Source organism: Herbaspirillum sp. WKF16 (genome assembly GCF_028993615.1).
In the GTDB taxonomy this organism is placed as follows: Bacteria; Pseudomonadota; Gammaproteobacteria; order Burkholderiales; family Burkholderiaceae_D; genus Herbaspirillum.
The window spans coordinates 4,356,826-4,372,901 of record NZ_CP118632.1 but is presented as its reverse complement, the minus strand read 5'-3'; the positions used below and the strand labels follow the sequence as shown (position 1 = coordinate 4,372,901).

Here is a 16,076-nt window from a genome sequence, read left to right as displayed (position 1 = left end):
CCGCGGGCAGGGTCGGAGGGTTCATGGCCGCAGCATATACCGGTTCTCGGCGACGCACTCGTAGCGCTGCACGATGTAGCCGTTGTCGTCCACGCTTTCCAGGTAGACGTCGAACTGCCACAGGCGGGCCATGTGGCGCAGCACCTCGTTGGTGCTCTCGCCCAGCGAGCGGCCGTCGCTGCGGAAATGCCGCAGGGTCAGGCTGCGGTTGCCGCGCGTGTTGACCGACCACACCTGGATGTTGGGCTCGCGATGGTTGATGTCGTACTGCCGCGAGAGCGCCTGGCGCACATACTGGAAACCGCGCTCATTGTGGATCGCCGAGACCTCCATCTCGCTGCGCGCGTCGTCGTCCAGCACCGCGAACATGCGCATGTCGCGCATCAGCTTGGGCGAAAGGTATTGCGCGATGAAGCTCTCATCCTTGAAGTTGCGCATCACGTGGTGCAGCGTTTCCAGCCAATCCTTGCCGGCAATCTCGGGGAACCACTCGCGGTCCTCGCCGGTGGGATGCTCGCAGATGCGGCGGATGTCGCTCATCATCGAGAAGCCCAGGGCATACGGATTGATGCCGTTGTAGTAGGGCTTGGTGATGGGCGGCTGGAACACCACGTTGCTGTGCGAATGCAGGAACTCCATCATGAAGCCGTCGGTCAGGCGGCCCTGGTCGTACAGGGTATTCAACAGCGTGTAGTGCCAGAAGGTGGCCCAGCCCTCGTTCATCACCTGGGTCTGGCGCTGCGGGTAGAAGTACTGGCCGACCTTGCGCACGATGCGCACCACTTCGCGCTCCCACGGCTCCAGCAGCGGCGCGTTCTTCTCGGCGAAGTACAGCAGGTTCTCCTGCGGCTCGACCGGATAGCGTTCCTCGGCCTGCGCGGCGGTGGCTTCCTTCTTCGCCGGCAGCGTGCGCCACAGTTCGTTGACCTGCGACTGCAGATAAGCCTCGCGCTCGCGCTGGCGCGCCCGTTCCTGCGACAGCGACAGGCGCTGCGGCCGCTTGTAGCGGTCCACGCCGTAGTTCATCAGCGCGTGGCAGGAGTCCAGCAACTCCTCGACGCGCTCGAAGCCGTGGCGCTCCTCGCACTCGGAGATGTAATTGCGCGCGTACACCAGGTAATCGATGATGGCGCTGGCGTCGGTCCACAGCTGGAACAGGTAGTTGCCCTTGAAGAAGGAGTTGTGGCCGTAGCCCGCGTGCGCGATGACCAGCGCCTGCATGGTCATGGTGTTCTCTTCCATCAGGTAGGCGATGCAGGGATCGGAGTTGATCACGATCTCATAGGCCAGGCCCATCTGGCCGCGCTTGTAGTCGCGCTCGGTCAGCATGAAGTGCTTGCCGTAGGACCAGTGGCGATAGTTCACCGGCATGCCGTGCGAAGCATAGGCGTCCATCATCTGCTCGGCCGAGATGATCTCCAGCTGGATCGGATAGATGTCCAGCTGATAACCCTTGGCCACGCGCGCGATCTCGTCGTTGTAGCGCTCGATCAGATCGAAGCTCCAGTCCGACGGGCAGGGCAGCGGATCGTACTTGAAGCGGGTATTCATGCGTGCACCTGCTTTTCAAAGAGTTCGCGGAACACCGGATAGATCTCGGCGGCCGACTGCACCTTCTTCATCGCGAAGTGCGGGTGCGAGTCGATCAGTTGCATGTACTCGGTCCACAGGTTCTGCTCCGGCTCGGCCACCTGGATGTAGGCGAAGTAGCGCGTCAACGGCAGGATCGCGCTTTCCAGGATCTCGCGGCACTTGGGCGAATCGTCGTTCCAGTTGTCGCCGTCGGAAGCCTGGGCGCCGTAGATGTTCCACTCGCTGGGCGAGTAGCGCTTGGTGATGATCTCGTGCATCAGTTCCAGCGCGCTGGACACCACGGTGCCGCCGCTTTCCTGCGAATGGAAGAAGGTGTTCTCGTCGACCTCGTCGGCGCGGGTGTGGTGGCGGATGAACACCACCTCGATGTGTTCGTAGTTGCGCGTCAGGAACAGGTAAAGCAGGATGAAGAAGCGCTTGGAAAGATCCTTGCGCTGCTCGTCCATCGAGCCCGATACGTCCATCACGCAGAACATCACGGCGCGGCTGGAGGGCTGGGGCTGGCGCACGCGGTTGACGTAGCGCAGGTCGAACGGGTCGATGAAGGGGATGCGCAGGATGCGCGCCTTGAGCTGGCGGATCTCCTCTTCCAGCAGCTTGATGCTGGCGCGGTGTTCCTCCGGCTTGCGCTTGAGTTCAAGCAGTTCTTCCTCGGCCGCTTCCAGCTGGCGGTTCAGCGGAGCGCCCAGGGCGATGCGGCGGCCCAGCGAGCTGCGCAGCGAGCGCACGATGTCGATGTTGGTGGGAGAACCGTCCACCGAATAGCCGGCGCGCATGTTCTTCCAGTTGGGCACCGTCATCAGGTTGGTTTCCACCAGCCGCGGCAGCTCCAGGTCTTCGAAGAAATAATTCATGAATTCTTCGCGGGTGAGCTCGAAGGTGAAATCGTCCTGGCCTTCGCCCTCGTTGCTGGCGCTGCTGCCGCCTTCGCCCCCGCCGCCGCCCTGGCGCGGGATGCGGTCGCCCTGCAGGTAATCCTGGTTGCCGGGATGCACCGCTTCGCGGCGGCCGCCCTTGCCGTGATGGAAGAACGGCTCGGTGACGTCCTTGCGCGGGATGCTGATGCTCTTGGATTTGTCGAGATCGGTGATGCTGCGGTCGCGCACCGCGTCCGCCACCGAACGTTGGATATGCCCCTTGAAGCGCCGCAGGAAGCGCTCGCGATTGGCAATGCTCTTGTTCTTGCCGGCCAGCCTGCGGTCGATGATCTGATGCAGCACTCGGTTCTCCTGCTAGTGGTCGGCGGCCTGTCGCATCGTGGGCGAGGGCGCGCCGAAGGATCGCCGCGGCGCGCGCCGGCACGGCGGCCGGCACGCGCGCGCGACGCTTACGAGGACTTGCGCACGCGCAGGTACCACTCGCACAGCAGGCGCACCTGCTTGGGCGTGTAGCCCTTGCTGACCATGCGGTTGACGAAGTCCTCGTGCTTCTGCATTTCCTCCGTCGATCCCTTGGCGTTGAAGGAGATCACCGGCAGCAGGTCTTCGGTGTTGGAGAACATCTTCTTCTCGATCACCACCCGCAGCTTCTCGTAGCTGGTCCACAGCGGGTTCTTGCCGCCGTTGTTGACGCGCGCGCGCAGCACGAAGTTGACGATCTCGTTGCGGAAGTCCTTGGGATTGCTGATGCCGGCCGGCTTCTCGATCTTCTCCAGCTCCGCGTTCAGCGCCGCCCGGTCGAAGCTCTCGCCGGTGTCGTGGTCGCGGTATTCCTGGTCCTGGATCCAGAAGTCGGCGTAGGTTACGTAACGGTCGAACACGTTCTGGCCGTACTCCGAATACGACTCCAGGTAGGCGGTCTGGATTTCCTTGCCGATGAATTCCGCGTAGCGCGAGGCCAGCGTGTCCTTCACGAAGGACAGGTATTTCTGTTCGGCCTCCTGCGGGAACTGTTCGCGTTCGATCTGCTGCTCCAGCACGTACATCAGGTGCACCGGGTTGGCCGCCACTTCGGTGGTGTCGAAGTTGAACACGCGCGACAGGATCTTGAACGCGAAGCGCGTCGAGATGCCATTCATGCCTTCGTCCACGCCGGCGTAGTCGCGGTATTCCTGGTAGGACTTGGCCTTGGGGTCGGTATCCTTGAGGTTCTCGCCGTCGTACACCTGCATCTTGGAGAACAGGCTGGAGTTCTCCGGTTCCTTCAAACGTGTGAGCACCGAGAACTGCGCCATCATCTTCAGCGTGCCCGGCGCGCAAGTGGCCCGGGAGAGCGAGGAAGTGCGGATCAGCTTTTCATAGATCTTGATTTCTTCGGACACGCGCAGGCAATAGGGCACCTTGACGATGAAGATGCGGTCCAGCAGCGCCTCGTTGTTCTTGTTGTTGCGGAAGGCCTTCCATTCCGACTCGTTGGAGTGGGCCAGGATCACGCCGTCGAAGGGAATCGCGCCGAATCCCTCTGTGCCCTTGAAGTTGCCTTCCTGGGTGGCGGTCAGCAACGGATGCAGCACCTTGATCGGCGCCTTGAACATTTCGACGAATTCCAGCAGGCCCTGGTTGGACAGGCACAGCCCGCCGGAGTAGCTGTAGGCGTCGGCGTCATCCTGCGAATACTGCTCGAGCTTGCGGATGTCCACCTTGCCCACCAGCGTGGAGATGTCCTGGTTGTTCTCGTCACCCGGTTCGGTCTTGGAGATGCCGATCTGGCGCAGGATGGAAGGGTAGCGCTTGACCACGCGGAACTGCCGGATGTCGCCGTTGTACTCATGCAGGCGCTTGACCGCCCACGGACTCAGGATGGGCTTGATGTAGCGGCGCGGGATGCCGAACTGCTCTTCCAGGATGGCGCCGTCCTCGTCGTAGTCGAACAGCCCCAGCGGCGATTCGTTGACCGGCGAGCCCTTGATTGAATAGAAGGGCACCTGTTCCATGAGCTGCTTGAGGCGCTCGGCGATGGAAGACTTGCCGCCGCCGACCGGGCCCAGCAGGTAGAGGATCTGCTTCTTCTCTTCCAGGCCTTGCGCGGCGTGGCGGAAGTAGGCGACCACCTGTTCGATGACTTCCTCCGCCCCGTAGAACTCCTTGAAGGCGGGATAGACCTTGATGACCTTGTTGGCGAAGATGCGGGACAGCCGCGGATCCTCCCGGGTGTCGACCTTCTCCGGTTCGCCGATGGCCATCAGCATCCGTTCGGCAGCAGATGCATAGACCGCCGGATCGTTCTTGCAAAGATTCAGATACTCTTCAAGCGAAAATTCTTCTTCTCTGGTCTTGTCGAACCGGCTTGCAAAGCTGCTGTAGATATCCATACCACCTCCGTCGCAACGAAAATACGAAACAGAATTTATATGTCTGGACTTGCCATCTGCGGTTATCGAAGAACGCGTCGGTGACTCTGTGATGCGTCATTGCCGAAGTGTTCTTTGAAAGCCGTAGCATCAACAGCGCGATGCAAAAAATCTCGTTTTATTCTATTCCTTTTTCTCTTTCAGCTACTGAGCGAATCGCTCCTGTTTTGTTTCAGGATAAGTCGGATTTATTTTCGCGTACCGGCAAACATCAGGCGTTTTCAATCCCTTCTTGCAGGAATGGGCAAGGCGCATGCGCGAGGCGACGCGCCGGATGTTTGCCGCAATGCGCGAAGACCTTTCCGTCCCATGCTCTTTCAATGTGCGGCGCGGCGTCGCGGTTGACTTCACGATGCGCTATTTTCGCGCAGCCCGCCATCGTGGAAACCCCGATGGCGCGCAACGGCAGCGCGCGCGATAATGCCGCCTCCATCCCGCCGTCGCAGCGCCTGCGCGCCGGTCGCAACGCGTTCTCGCCGGGTCGGTCGCGCTTGCTCGCCGCCGCCCTTGCGTGTCCCCGCGCGGCGCAGCATGCCCCTTGTCTCCGTTATAGCTGGAATCGTGCCAGATAGGGGAAAACTTCCGGTGCGCATCAACCGATAAGTTTTATCGCCGGTGTTGCGATGCGCCGCGCGAGGTCGGGCGGCAGGCGAATGCGGCGTCTCCATGCATGCGGCGATTGCGTCGGCGGCCCCGGATTTATTTTGTAACGGCCGCGCTCGCCAGTGCGGGAGTGTTGCTGATCGGCCTCATCGGGAAATCGCCGGATGCGGCGACATGGTTTTTCGCATGAGCATATGCGTCGCGCACGCAGTCGGCCGGCCGGCTCGTTGCCGGAAATTCTTTAGATCATATCGGGCGTCCTGAACCCGCAGGAGCCGGTTCCGGCGTCGCCCATCGATTGCCGCCCGGCATCCCCCGGCGCCGTCCGAAATAGTGGCTCCATGGAAACTTTCTGGTCGTCGCAGTGGCGATGTTTGGCAAATCCGCCACGTTCCCGGCATCCAGCGCCCGTGTGGGGCGCCGCGAACGCATCCCGGAGCGCATAAGTCATTGACAGGTAAGTGGAAAATGCAGTCTAATTCAGGGTTCACCATCTGAAGAATTGCGCGCAGTGCCGTCGCAGTGCTGTTTCAGCTTTCGACCCGTCGGACTACGGACTCAGGAACGTAGGAGGCAAGGGGCGAAGCGGGCCAACAAATGGTGTCAGCGATGCAGGGGCTGCCGGGGATAACAGGCGGCAGGGGCATCGATGATACGGAACGGGCACACTGAAGGCAGTTCCAGAATTCCGATTTATTTTTGCTGTTTGCTGAATAGGCAGCCCAACTAAGCGAGTCCAACATGAAACGTACTTACCAACCCTCCGTCGTGCGTCGCAAGCGTACCCATGGTTTCCGCGCCCGTATGGCAACCCGTGGCGGCCGTGCCGTGATCAACGCTCGCCGCGCCAAGGGCCGCAAGCGCCTGGCAGCTGTTTAAGCCAGGGCATTGCGCAGCCGTTTCGTGTGACGGACGTTCGTTCACCGCTTCAACCTGGCGACTTTCCACGCGATCGGCGAATCGTTAAAACGGATGAATTTTCATCCGTTTTTCGTTTGCGCCCCGTCCATCGGACGGAGCATTTCGTGTTGTATGCGCGCCGCAACAGCTTGCCGCAGGCTCGCCTGGGCGTCGTGGCGGCCAAGCGTTTGGCGCCGCGCGCGGTGACCCGCAACACGATCAAGCGCGCTACGCGCGAGCTGTTCCGCCAGGCCTCTCTGCCCGCCGTCGACTGCATCGTGCGCTTGTCGCGCCCGGTCAACGCCAAGAGCGATCCAGCCACCAATGCCGCCCTCAAGGCGGCATTGCAGGCCGAACTGGCGCAGCTGTTCGCCTTTTTGACGAACGCGCCAGCGTTTGCCAGGAAATAGGAAGTGATGAAAACGCCTTTGCTCCTGCTGTTACGCGCCTACAAGCTGGGAGTGAGCCCTTTCCTCGGGCAGAATTGCCGTTTCTATCCCAGCTGTTCCGACTATGCCGCCGAAGCGGTGCGTATCCACGGCGCGTTCAAAGGCAGCCTCCTGGCAGGCAAGCGCCTGTGCAAATGCCATCCGTGGCATCCGGGCGGCCTCGATCCGGTGCCCGGTTCGCCCGAGGCATCGGCCGGGTCTTCCCCTGCTTCCCCGAATTCTGCGCAGCCTCCCGCTGCGCGAGTTTCCTCCACTGTGGCCGCTGACGGTTGCAGCCACTCCTGAACTAATCAATACGCATATGGATATCAAACGTACCGTCCTGTGGGTTGTATTCTCCTTCTCCCTGCTGCTGCTCTGGGATGGCTGGATGCGCCATAACGGACACCAGTCGATGTTCTTCCCGTCGGCTAACCAGACTCAGGAGCAGGCCGCCGCCAACCCGGCGGCGCCCGTCGCCAGCCAGACCGGTTCGCCGGTGCCGCAAGCCGGCGCCGCGGCGCCGGCCGCAGTGCCGGTGGGCGACGCCGCGCAGGCTGCCGCCAAGGGTGAAACCATCACCATCACCACCGACGTGGTCAAGGCCGACATCGACACCCTGGGCGGCGAATTGAAGCGCCTGGAGCTGCTCAAGCAGCGCGACGTGGTCGACCCGACCAAGAACCTGGTGCTGTTCGACTCCGTCGCCGGCCATACCTATATGGCCGAATCCGGCCTGATCGGCGGCCCGTTCCCGAACCACAAGTCGCTGTTCACGGCCAAGCCGGGCGCGCGTTCGCTGGACAACGGCAATAGCGTGCAGCTGGTGCTGGAAGCCGAGCAGGGCGGCGTCAAGCTGACCAAGACCTTCACCTTCAAGCGCGACAGCTACCTGATCGACGTGCAGCACACGGTCACCAACACCACCGCCGCGCCGATCACCCCGTCGCTGTACCTGCAGCTGCTGCGCGACGGCAACAAGCCGGGCGGCGAATCGCACTTCTACAGCACCTTCACCGGCCCGGCCGTCTACACCGAAGCCGAGAAGTTCGAGAAGCTGGACTTCGAGAAGATCGCCTCCGGCAAGCAAGAGCACGTCAAGAAGGCCGACAACGGCTGGATCGCGATGGTGCAGCACTATTTCGTGTCGGCCATCATCCCGCCGCAGCAACTCCAGCGCGACATCTATGCCGAACAGGTCTCACCCAATCTCTACCGTGTCGGCGTCAAGCTGCCGCTGGGCACCATCGCGCCCAATGCCAGCCTGACCTCGGACTCGCAGCTGTATTCCGGCCCGACGGTCAACAAGACCCTGGAAGCCATCGCTCCCGGCCTGGATCTGGTGCGTGACTACGGCCACCTCGCCATCATCGCCAAGCCGATCTTCTGGCTGATGACCCACATCCATGCCGTCGTCGGCAACTGGGGCTGGACCATCATCCTGCTGACCGTGCTGATCAAGCTGGTCTTCTTCCCGCTGTCGGCCGCGTCGTATCGCAGCATGGCCAAGATGAAGGCGGTCGCGCCGCGCATGCAGGCCATCCGCGAGCGCCACAAGGGCGATCCGCAGGCCATGAACCGCGAAATGATGGCGATGTACAAGACCGAGAAGATCAATCCGCTGGGCGGCTGCCTGCCCATCGCGATCCAGATCCCGGTGTTCATCGCCCTGTATTCGGCACTGCTGGCTTCCGTGGAAATGCGCGGCGCGCCGTGGCTGGGCTGGATCCATGACCTGACCGCCCCGGACACGCTGTTCGGCACCATCCCCTACTTCAACATGCCGATCGGCCTGCTGCCCATCATCATGGCCGCGTCGATGTTCCTGCAGACCAAGCTGAACCCGACGCCGCCGGATCCGGTCCAGGCCAAGGTGATGATGTTCATGCCGCTGGTGTTCTCGTTCATGTTCTTCTTCTTCCCGTCCGGCCTGGTGCTGTACTGGGTGACCAACAACGTCCTGTCGATCGCGCAGCAATGGGTGATCACCAAGAACATCGAGAGCGGCAAGACCAAGTAACACCGGCGGTCGCCTCGACGGTTCCGCCAGGCGGGGCCGCTTTGAAAAACCCGTGGCTCCACGGGTTTTTTTTCGTCTGCGATTCCTTCACAAGCCTTAACATTGAGTCTTGCCGCACGCGCGCCTGCGTCGCCGGCAAGACCCAAGATCCAAGACCACAACAAGATATCCGCATCATGACTTTCGATTCTTCTCCCATCGCCGCCATCGCCACCGCGCCCGGACGCGGCGGTATCGGCGTGGTCCGCATCTCCGGCAAGAACCTGGCGCCGGTGATCGCGGCCCTGTGCGGGCGCGCCGGCCTGCAGCCGCGCCATGCCACCTACCTGCCGTTCCGCCGCGCCGACGGCAGCGCCATCGACCAAGGCCTGGCGATCCATTTCCCGGCGCCGCATTCCTATACCGGCGAAGACGTGCTGGAGCTGCAAGGCCATGGCGGCCCGGTAGTGATGCAGATGCTGCTGGCGCGCTGTATCGAAGCCGGCGCGGAGATCGGCCTGCGCCTGGCCGAGCCGGGCGAGTTCACGCAGCGCGCCTTCCTCAACGACAAGATCGACCTGGCCCAGGCCGAGGCCGTGGCCGACCTGATCGAAGCCACCACCGAGGCCGCCGCCAAATCGGCGTCGGAGTCGCTCTCGGGCGCCTTCTCCAAGGTGATCCATGCGCTGGTGGAGCAGGTCACCAGCCTGCGCATGCTGGTGGAAGCGACGCTGGACTTTCCGGAAGAAGAGATCGACTTCCTCAAGCAATCCGACGCGCGCGGCCAGCTCGCCAAGATCCGCGCCACGCTGGAAGACGTGTTCAAGCACGCCGCCCAGGGCGCGCTGCTGCGCGACGGCATCAACGCCGTGCTGGCCGGCAAGCCGAACGTGGGCAAGTCATCTCTGCTCAACGTGCTGGCGGGATCCGACGTGGCCATCGTCACGCCGATCGCCGGCACCACGCGCGACAAGGTCACCCAGACCATCCAGATCGAAGGCATGCCGCTCAACATCATCGACACCGCCGGCATCCGCGAAGCGCAGGAAGACGGCAGCGGCCCGGACGAGGTCGAGCGCATCGGCATCGAGCGCACCTGGGCCGAGGTGGCCAAGGCCGACGTCATCCTGCACATGCTCGACGCCGACCGCGGCCCCACGCTGGAAGACGAGAAGATCACCGCGCGCTTCCCCGAGGGCGTGCCCATCATCCGCATCTGGAACAAGATCGACCGCTCGGGACACAAGCCTGCGGTCGACCAGATGCCCGACGCCACGCACATCTACGTCTCGGCCGCCGAAGACCGCGGCATCGACCTGCTGCGCGGCGAGCTGCTGCGCATCGCCGGCTGGCAGCAGACGGTGGAATCGCGCTATCTCGCGCGCGAGCGCCACCTGCTGGCGCTGAAGGCGGCCGGCGAACACCTGGATCACGCCGCCGCCCACGCCGCGCTCGACAACGAGGCCGGCGAGCATGCGCTGGACCTGTTCGCGGAAGAACTGCGGCTGGCGCAGGAGCGGCTCTCCGGCATCACCGGCAAGTTCACGCCGGACGATTTGCTGGGCGTGATTTTCTCGCGCTTCTGCATCGGCAAATAAAGGCCGGCGCGCAACTGCCGGCTGACGCCATGCTGACGGCTGTAACAAAATCCTGGCATCGGCCGCCAAATCCTTGGCCGGTTGATAAATTTCCGAAGGGGATGTTACAGCGTGTAAAAACGATGGAGGTAGATGGGGGCCGTGGTTATTCTGAAGGTCCTCCCCCTCCAATTCATCACCCCTGAGAATTGGATTTAACCCGCCGCCGCAAGGTGCGCGGGTTTTTTTCGGCCTGTGGATTCCGCGTCGTCTTTTTTGCCCGGATCGTCGAGCCGTAAAAGCACTCCGCGCCCAGCAGAAAAAATGTCGCGCTGCTAAGATGCCGGTTTTCCGAACCTCATCCACAGGAGCCAGCATGTCTTCCAATCCGCGCGCAGCCGACTATCCGATCGACGCCCATTTCATCAACCGCTGGTCGCCGCGCGCCTACACCGGCGCCGACATCTCGGAAGAAACCGTGCTGACTTTCCTGGAAGCCGCGCGCTGGGCTCCTTCGGCCTACAATGCGCAACCCTGGCGCTTCGTCTTCGCGCGCCGCGGCACGCCGGCGTGGGATCGCCTGCTGGGCCTGCTCAATGAATTCAACCGCAGCTGGGCCGAGAAGGCATCCGTGCTGATCGTGATCCTGTCGCGCACCGTGATGGTCCCGCCGGGCGCCAGCGCCGCCGTGCCCGCCACCACCCACTCCTTCGACACCGGTTCGGCCTGGGGCTACATGGCCCTGCAAGCCAGCATTTCCGGCTGGCACGCCCACGGCATGGCCGGCTTCGATAAGGAAAAGGCGCGCACCGAACTCAACGTGCCGGCCGAATTCTCGGTGGAAGCCATGGTCGCCATCGGCAAGCTGGGCGACAAATCCATCCTGCCGGAAGGCCTGCAAGCCCGCGAACTGCCAAGCCCGCGCGAGCCGCTCTCCAAGCTGGCGTTCGAAGGCACATTCAAGGCCTGAAGACCGCGCGTAAATATTTTCGCAAAAGCCCGACAAAGTACTGGCTTTTCTAAAAAGTCTCTTATAGAATAGCGGTCTTTCAGCAAGAGCAGTTCCGCTGAAGACGATTTAGGAGTGGTAGTTCAGTTGGTTAGAATACCGGCCTGTCACGCCGGGGGTCGCGGGTTCGAGCCCCGTCCGCTCCGCCAAATAAAAAGCCTGTTCAACGCAAGTTGAGCAGGCTTTTTTCTTTTGCGCAGCAAAAGCAGCGGAGTGGAGGGAGCCGCCTGCGCGGCTCCCGGCGGGGCGAGAAGGGAATCGCTTGCAAGCGATTCCGCGGCCTGCGCTTGTGTAGGAGAGCCCGTCCGCTCCGCCAAATAAAAAGCCTGTTCAACGTAAGTTGAGCAGGCTTTTTTCTTTTGCGCAGCAAAAGCAGCGGAGTGGAGGGAGCCGCCTGCGCGGCTCCCGGCGGGGCGAGAAGGGAATCGCTTGCAAGCGATTCCGCGGCCTGCGCTTGTGTAGGAGAGCCCGTCCGCTCCGCCAAATAAAAAGCCTGTTCAACGTGAGTTGAGCAGGCTTTTTTCTTTTAGGCCTGTCGTGCAAACGATAAGAAAAAAGCCGCTGCATCCTTGGATGCAACGGCTTTCCTTTGGCGCTGAGGCAAGCTGTAAATCAGCCCTTGGCCTTATTGCCGGTCAATTGCTCCACCACCTGGCGCGGCGCCTCGGCGTAATGCTTGAACTCCATCGAGTAAGTCGCGCGGCCTTGCGACAGCGAGCGCAGCGTGGTCGAGTAGCCGAACATTTCCGACAACGGGACTTCGGCGCGCACCAGCTTGCCGCCGCCCACCATGTCTTCCATGCCTTGCACCATGCCGCGGCGGGACGACAGGTCGCCCATCACGTTGCCCATGAAGTCCTCGGGCGTTTCCACCTCGACCTGCATCATCGGTTCCAGCAGGATCGGCCCGGCGCGCTTCATCGCTTCCTTGAAGGCCATCGAGCCGGCCATGCGGAAGGCGTTCTCGTTGGAGTCGACGTCGTGGTAGGAACCGAAGGTCAGCGTCGCCTTCACGTCCACCACCGGGTAACCCGCCAGGATGCCCGCCTTGAGCGACTCCTGGATGCCCTTGTCGACCGCCGGGATGTACTCGCGCGGCACCACGCCGCCCTTGATGGCATCGACAAACTCATAGCCCTTGCCGGCCGGCTGCGGTTCCAGCTTGATCACCACGTGGCCGTACTGGCCGCGTCCGCCGGATTGCTTGACGAACTTGCCCTCGACATCTTCCACGCCCTTGCGGATCGCTTCGCGATAGGCCACCTGCGGCTTGCCGACGGTGGCTTCCACGTTGAACTCGCGCTTCATGCGATCGACCAGGATTTCCAGGTGCAGCTCGCCCATGCCGGACATGATGGTCTGGCCCGATTCCTCGTCGGTATGCACGCGGAAGGACGGATCTTCCTGCGCCAGGCGGTTCAGGGCGATGCCCATCTTCTCCTGGTCGGCCTTGGTCTTGGGTTCCACCGCCTGCGAGATCACCGGTTCCGGGAAGATCATGCGCTCCAGGATGATCGGATGATCGGGGTCGGACAACGTGTCGCCGGTGGTCACGTCCTTCAGGCCCACGGCGGCGGCGATGTCGCCGGCGAACACTTCCTTGATCTCCTTGCGTTCGTTGGCGTGCATCTGCAGGATGCGGCCCAGGCGCTCCTTCTTGCCCTTCAAGGGGTTGTAGACGGCGTCGCCCGAGTTGACGATGCCGGAGTACACCCGGAAGAAGGTCAGCTGGCCCACGAACGGGTCGGTCATGATCTTGAAGGCCAGCGCCGAGAACGGCTCGTCGTCCGACGGATGGCGTTCGATCTCCGAGTCGTCCTCGGCGTGGCCGGCGATGGCCGGCACGTCGACGGGCGAGGGCAGGTAATCGATCACCGCGTCCAGCATGGCCTGCACGCCCTTGTTCTTGAACGCGCTGCCGGCCAGCATCGGCACGATCTCGCCGGCCACCGTGCGCAGGCGCAGGCCGAGCTTGATGTCGTCTTCGGTCAGCGGCGTGCCGGACAGGTATTTCTCCAGCAGCTCTTCATTGGCCTCGGCGGCCTGCTCGATCATGTTGTCGCGCCACTGGCGCGCGGTGTCCTCCAGCTCCAGCGGAATGTCCTCGTACTTGAACAGCACGCCCTGGCTGGCCTCATCCCAGATGATGGCCTTCATCTTGACCAGGTCGATCACGCCGGAAAAATTGTCTTCGGCCCCGACCGGGATCTGGATCGGCACGGCATTGCCCTTCAGGCGTTCCACGATCTGCTTTTGCACGCGGAAGAAGTCCGCGCCGATGCGGTCCATCTTGTTGACGAAGGCAACGCGCGGCACCTTGTACTTGTTGGCCTGGCGCCAGACGGTCTCGGACTGCGGCTGCACGCCGCCCACCGAGTCGTACACCATCACGGCGCCGTCCAGCACGCGCATCGAGCGTTCGACTTCGATGGTGAAGTCGACGTGGCCCGGGGTATCGATGATGTTGATGCGGTGCTCCGGATAGTTGCCGGCCATGCCCTTCCAGAAGGCCGTGGTGGCCGCCGAAGTGATGGTGATGCCGCGTTCCTGCTCCTGCTCCATCCAGTCCATGGTGGCCGCACCGTTATGCACTTCGCCGATTTTGTGATTGACGCCGGTATAAAAAAGAATGCGCTCGGTGGTCGTGGTCTTGCCTGCGTCGATGTGGGCGCTGATACCGATGTTGCGGTAGTTTTCTATTCGGGTCTTGCGGCTCATGGCATGTCCTTTCGATGGGTGCCGTTGGTGCTCTGAGTGGAGCGTGGATTGAACAATCTGTTTATTGTCGGCGCGGCAACTTCCAAATCCGCCTTCCGCCGTTTCGCCACATTTATGTAACGAGGATTAGATAATAGGAATGTAACGGGCTTTCTTCAAGAGCAACAGGGCTTATTTTTGTAATGCAGATTAAAATAAACTACACTGGGCAACAAATCCATTATCCGAACGGGTAATTACCTCATACCAAAGGACACCGATGATACGAACCCGCGGCCGCCCGCGCAGTTTCGACCGCGACCAGGCGCTGCAACAGGCCATGCAGGTCTTCTGGAGCAAGGGCTACGAAGGCACCACCATGGCCGACCTGACCGAAGCCATCGGCGTGAAGGCGCCCAGCCTGTACGCGGCCTTCGGCGACAAGAACGCGCTGTTTCGCGAGGCGGTCGATTTCTATTCGCGCACCGTCAGCGCCGAACCGCTGCGCCAGTTGCAGGCCGGCAATGGCATCCGGGACGACCTGTACGCCATGCTGCGCGCCAGCGTGCGCATGTACGCCGGCAAAAGCAGCATACCGGGGCTGCCGGTGGGAAAGGGGTGCATGGTGGTGATCTCGGCGATCAACTGCGCGCCGGAGAATGCCGAACACAGCGACGCGCTCTCGCAGCGTCGCCACAAGCGCCGCAACGAGATCCGCGCGCGTCTGCTGCAGGCGCAGCAAGAGGGCGAGATCCTGGCCGACGCCGACGTCACCGCGCTGGGGGATTTCTATACGAGTTTCCTCAACGGCATGGCGCTGGGCGCGCGCGACGGCGTATCCGCGGCGCGCCTGACGGCCACGCTGCAGCACGCGATGGCGCCGCTGGAGAGCGTTCTGGCGCAGCCCCGGCCGGCGGTGCAAAGGCCGGCCGCGCCCAGGCGCAAGGCTGCCGCCGCCTGAACATGGCGGAGAGCCAATGAAAAACGGGAGCCGAGGCTCCCGTTTTTCATTGCCGGTGCGGCGGATCCGCTTACGCGGCCTGCGCCAGCGCGCCGTCGTTTTCCTTCAGCTGTCCGCCCAGCGCATCCACCAGCGCCGCCAGCAGCTTGGACAATTCGCCGCTCATGAGCATGAAGTCGCCGTCGAAGCGCTCGTCGTCGTTCTTGCCGGTCATGTCGGTGTCTTCCTTCAGCACATCCAGCGGCGCCACGCGCTTGACCGACAGGTTGTCGGTCAGCACGAAGGAGACCTTGTCGGCCCAGGTCAGCGCCAGGCGCGTGCACTGCTTGCCGGACTCGATGTGGCGACGGATGTCGTCGGCCTCCAGCGTGTGGCGCACGTAGCGCACGGTGGCCTTGCTCTCGGCGGTGGAGCGCAGTTCGGTGTCCTGGTCCACGGTGAAGCCGTTCGGCGCTTCGTCGCTGACCAGCCAGTCGGTCATGGCAGCGCTGGGCGACATGGCGGTGCGCAGGTTTTCCAGCGGGAACTTGGGGATTGCCTTGAACAGCAGCTTCAATACTTCCTCTGCCTTGCCGGGGCTGCCGGCGTCGACCAGCAGCCAGCCGTTGACCGGGTCGATCCACACCCAGGTGCTGCGCACGACCGAGAAGGCGCGCGGCAGCAGCTCGTCGGTGACCTGTTCCTTCAGCTCCTTGGTCTGCTTGCGGCCGGGCGGGAAGCCTTGCTGCTCTTCCAGTTCGGCCGCGCGCGCCTTGGTGACCTGGTTGATCACGCTGGAGGGCAGCAATTTCTTTTCGGTGGAGAGCTGCAGCAGCAGCTGGCGGTTGACCACGTGCACCAGCTTCTCGTTGTTGCGCGGCGAGACCCAGCCCTGGCTCTGCATTTCCAGGCTTGGGCAGGCGGTGAATGCCTGTGGGGCGAGATGGGATTCGAGCTCGTCGGCGGTGATCGCCCATGGTGCGGGCAGGCGATAGATCTGGAGGTTCTTAAACCACATAACGTTCCGGGGCAAAAGGATGC

The 16,076-nt window shown here is 62.6% G+C and carries 13 protein-coding genes and 1 tRNA gene; 8 read left to right on the top strand and 6 right to left on the bottom strand.

Features of this window, described 5'->3' with window-relative positions; genetic code table 11:
• Positions 1-21 precede the first annotated feature (21 nt).
• The 4 genes from Herbaro_RS19770 to Herbaro_RS19755 all read right to left on the bottom strand — a co-directional run bounded on the left by Herbaro_RS19770 (position 22) and on the right by Herbaro_RS19755 (position 5,315).
• Positions 22-1,551 carry a SpoVR family protein gene (locus tag Herbaro_RS19770; RefSeq protein ID WP_275011306.1) on the bottom strand — a complete coding sequence of 510 codons (1,530 nt, stop codon included), beginning with the start codon at positions 1,549-1,551 and terminating at the stop codon, positions 22-24.
• A complete protein-coding gene (locus Herbaro_RS19765) occupies positions 1,548-2,813 on the bottom strand; it encodes a YeaH/YhbH family protein (protein WP_275011305.1) in 1,266 nt (421 codons plus the stop codon). Before Herbaro_RS19765 ends, Herbaro_RS19770 begins: the two co-directional genes overlap by 4 nt.
• Positions 2,814-2,920: 107 nt before the next feature.
• Entirely contained in the window at positions 2,921-4,843 is a 1,923-nt protein-coding gene (locus Herbaro_RS19760; RefSeq protein WP_275011304.1) for a PrkA family serine protein kinase, read from the bottom strand.
• Between the two features lie 250 nt (positions 4,844-5,093).
• The gene (locus tag Herbaro_RS19755; protein WP_275011303.1) at positions 5,094-5,315 is read right to left on the bottom strand and encodes a hypothetical protein; all 222 of its coding nucleotides are present in this window, start codon (positions 5,313-5,315) and stop codon (positions 5,094-5,096) included.
• 911 nt (positions 5,316-6,226) lie between these two features.
• Here Herbaro_RS19755 and rpmH point away from each other — a divergent pair.
• The 7 genes from rpmH to Herbaro_RS19720 all read left to right on the top strand — a co-directional run bounded on the left by rpmH (position 6,227) and on the right by Herbaro_RS19720 (position 11,547).
• Positions 6,227-6,364, top strand: coding sequence for a 50S ribosomal protein L34 (gene rpmH, locus Herbaro_RS19750; protein WP_006461360.1), 138 nt, complete (start codon positions 6,227-6,229; stop codon positions 6,362-6,364).
• A gap of 26 nt (positions 6,365-6,390) precedes the next feature.
• The gene (gene rnpA, locus Herbaro_RS19745; RefSeq protein WP_275011302.1) at positions 6,391-6,795 is read left to right on the top strand and encodes a ribonuclease P protein component; all 405 of its coding nucleotides are present in this window, start codon (positions 6,391-6,393) and stop codon (positions 6,793-6,795) included.
• 6 nt (positions 6,796-6,801) lie between these two features.
• Complete coding sequence (gene yidD / locus Herbaro_RS19740) at positions 6,802-7,119, top strand: membrane protein insertion efficiency factor YidD (protein WP_275011301.1); 318 nt, start codon at positions 6,802-6,804, stop codon at positions 7,117-7,119.
• A 16-nt stretch (positions 7,120-7,135) separates the two neighbouring features.
• Positions 7,136-8,833, top strand: coding sequence for a membrane protein insertase YidC (gene yidC / locus Herbaro_RS19735; protein ID WP_275011300.1), 1,698 nt, complete (start codon positions 7,136-7,138; stop codon positions 8,831-8,833).
• Between the two features lie 176 nt (positions 8,834-9,009).
• Positions 9,010-10,410 (top strand): tRNA uridine-5-carboxymethylaminomethyl(34) synthesis GTPase MnmE, encoded by a 1,401-nt coding sequence (mnmE, locus tag Herbaro_RS19730; protein ID WP_275011299.1) that lies wholly within the window; start codon positions 9,010-9,012, stop codon positions 10,408-10,410.
• 355 nt (positions 10,411-10,765) lie between these two features.
• The gene (locus Herbaro_RS19725; RefSeq protein WP_275011298.1) at positions 10,766-11,359 is read left to right on the top strand and encodes a nitroreductase family protein; all 594 of its coding nucleotides are present in this window, start codon (positions 10,766-10,768) and stop codon (positions 11,357-11,359) included.
• A 111-nt stretch (positions 11,360-11,470) separates the two neighbouring features.
• Positions 11,471-11,547, top strand: a tRNA-Asp gene (locus Herbaro_RS19720).
• Between the two features lie 463 nt (positions 11,548-12,010).
• On the opposite strand, the gene fusA is transcribed toward Herbaro_RS19720, so the two are convergent.
• Positions 12,011-14,116 carry an elongation factor G gene (fusA, locus tag Herbaro_RS19715; RefSeq protein WP_275011297.1) on the bottom strand — a complete coding sequence of 702 codons (2,106 nt, stop codon included), beginning with the start codon at positions 14,114-14,116 and terminating at the stop codon, positions 12,011-12,013.
• 259 nt (positions 14,117-14,375) lie between these two features.
• Here fusA and Herbaro_RS19710 point away from each other — a divergent pair, with 259 nt between their 5' ends.
• Positions 14,376-15,056 (top strand): TetR/AcrR family transcriptional regulator, encoded by a 681-nt coding sequence (locus Herbaro_RS19710; RefSeq protein WP_275011296.1) that lies wholly within the window; start codon positions 14,376-14,378, stop codon positions 15,054-15,056.
• Between the two features lie 70 nt (positions 15,057-15,126).
• On the opposite strand, the gene Herbaro_RS19705 is transcribed toward Herbaro_RS19710, so the two are convergent.
• The gene (locus Herbaro_RS19705) at positions 15,127-16,053 is read right to left on the bottom strand and encodes a recombination-associated protein RdgC (protein WP_275011295.1); all 927 of its coding nucleotides are present in this window, start codon (positions 16,051-16,053) and stop codon (positions 15,127-15,129) included.
• Positions 16,054-16,076 lie beyond the last annotated feature (23 nt).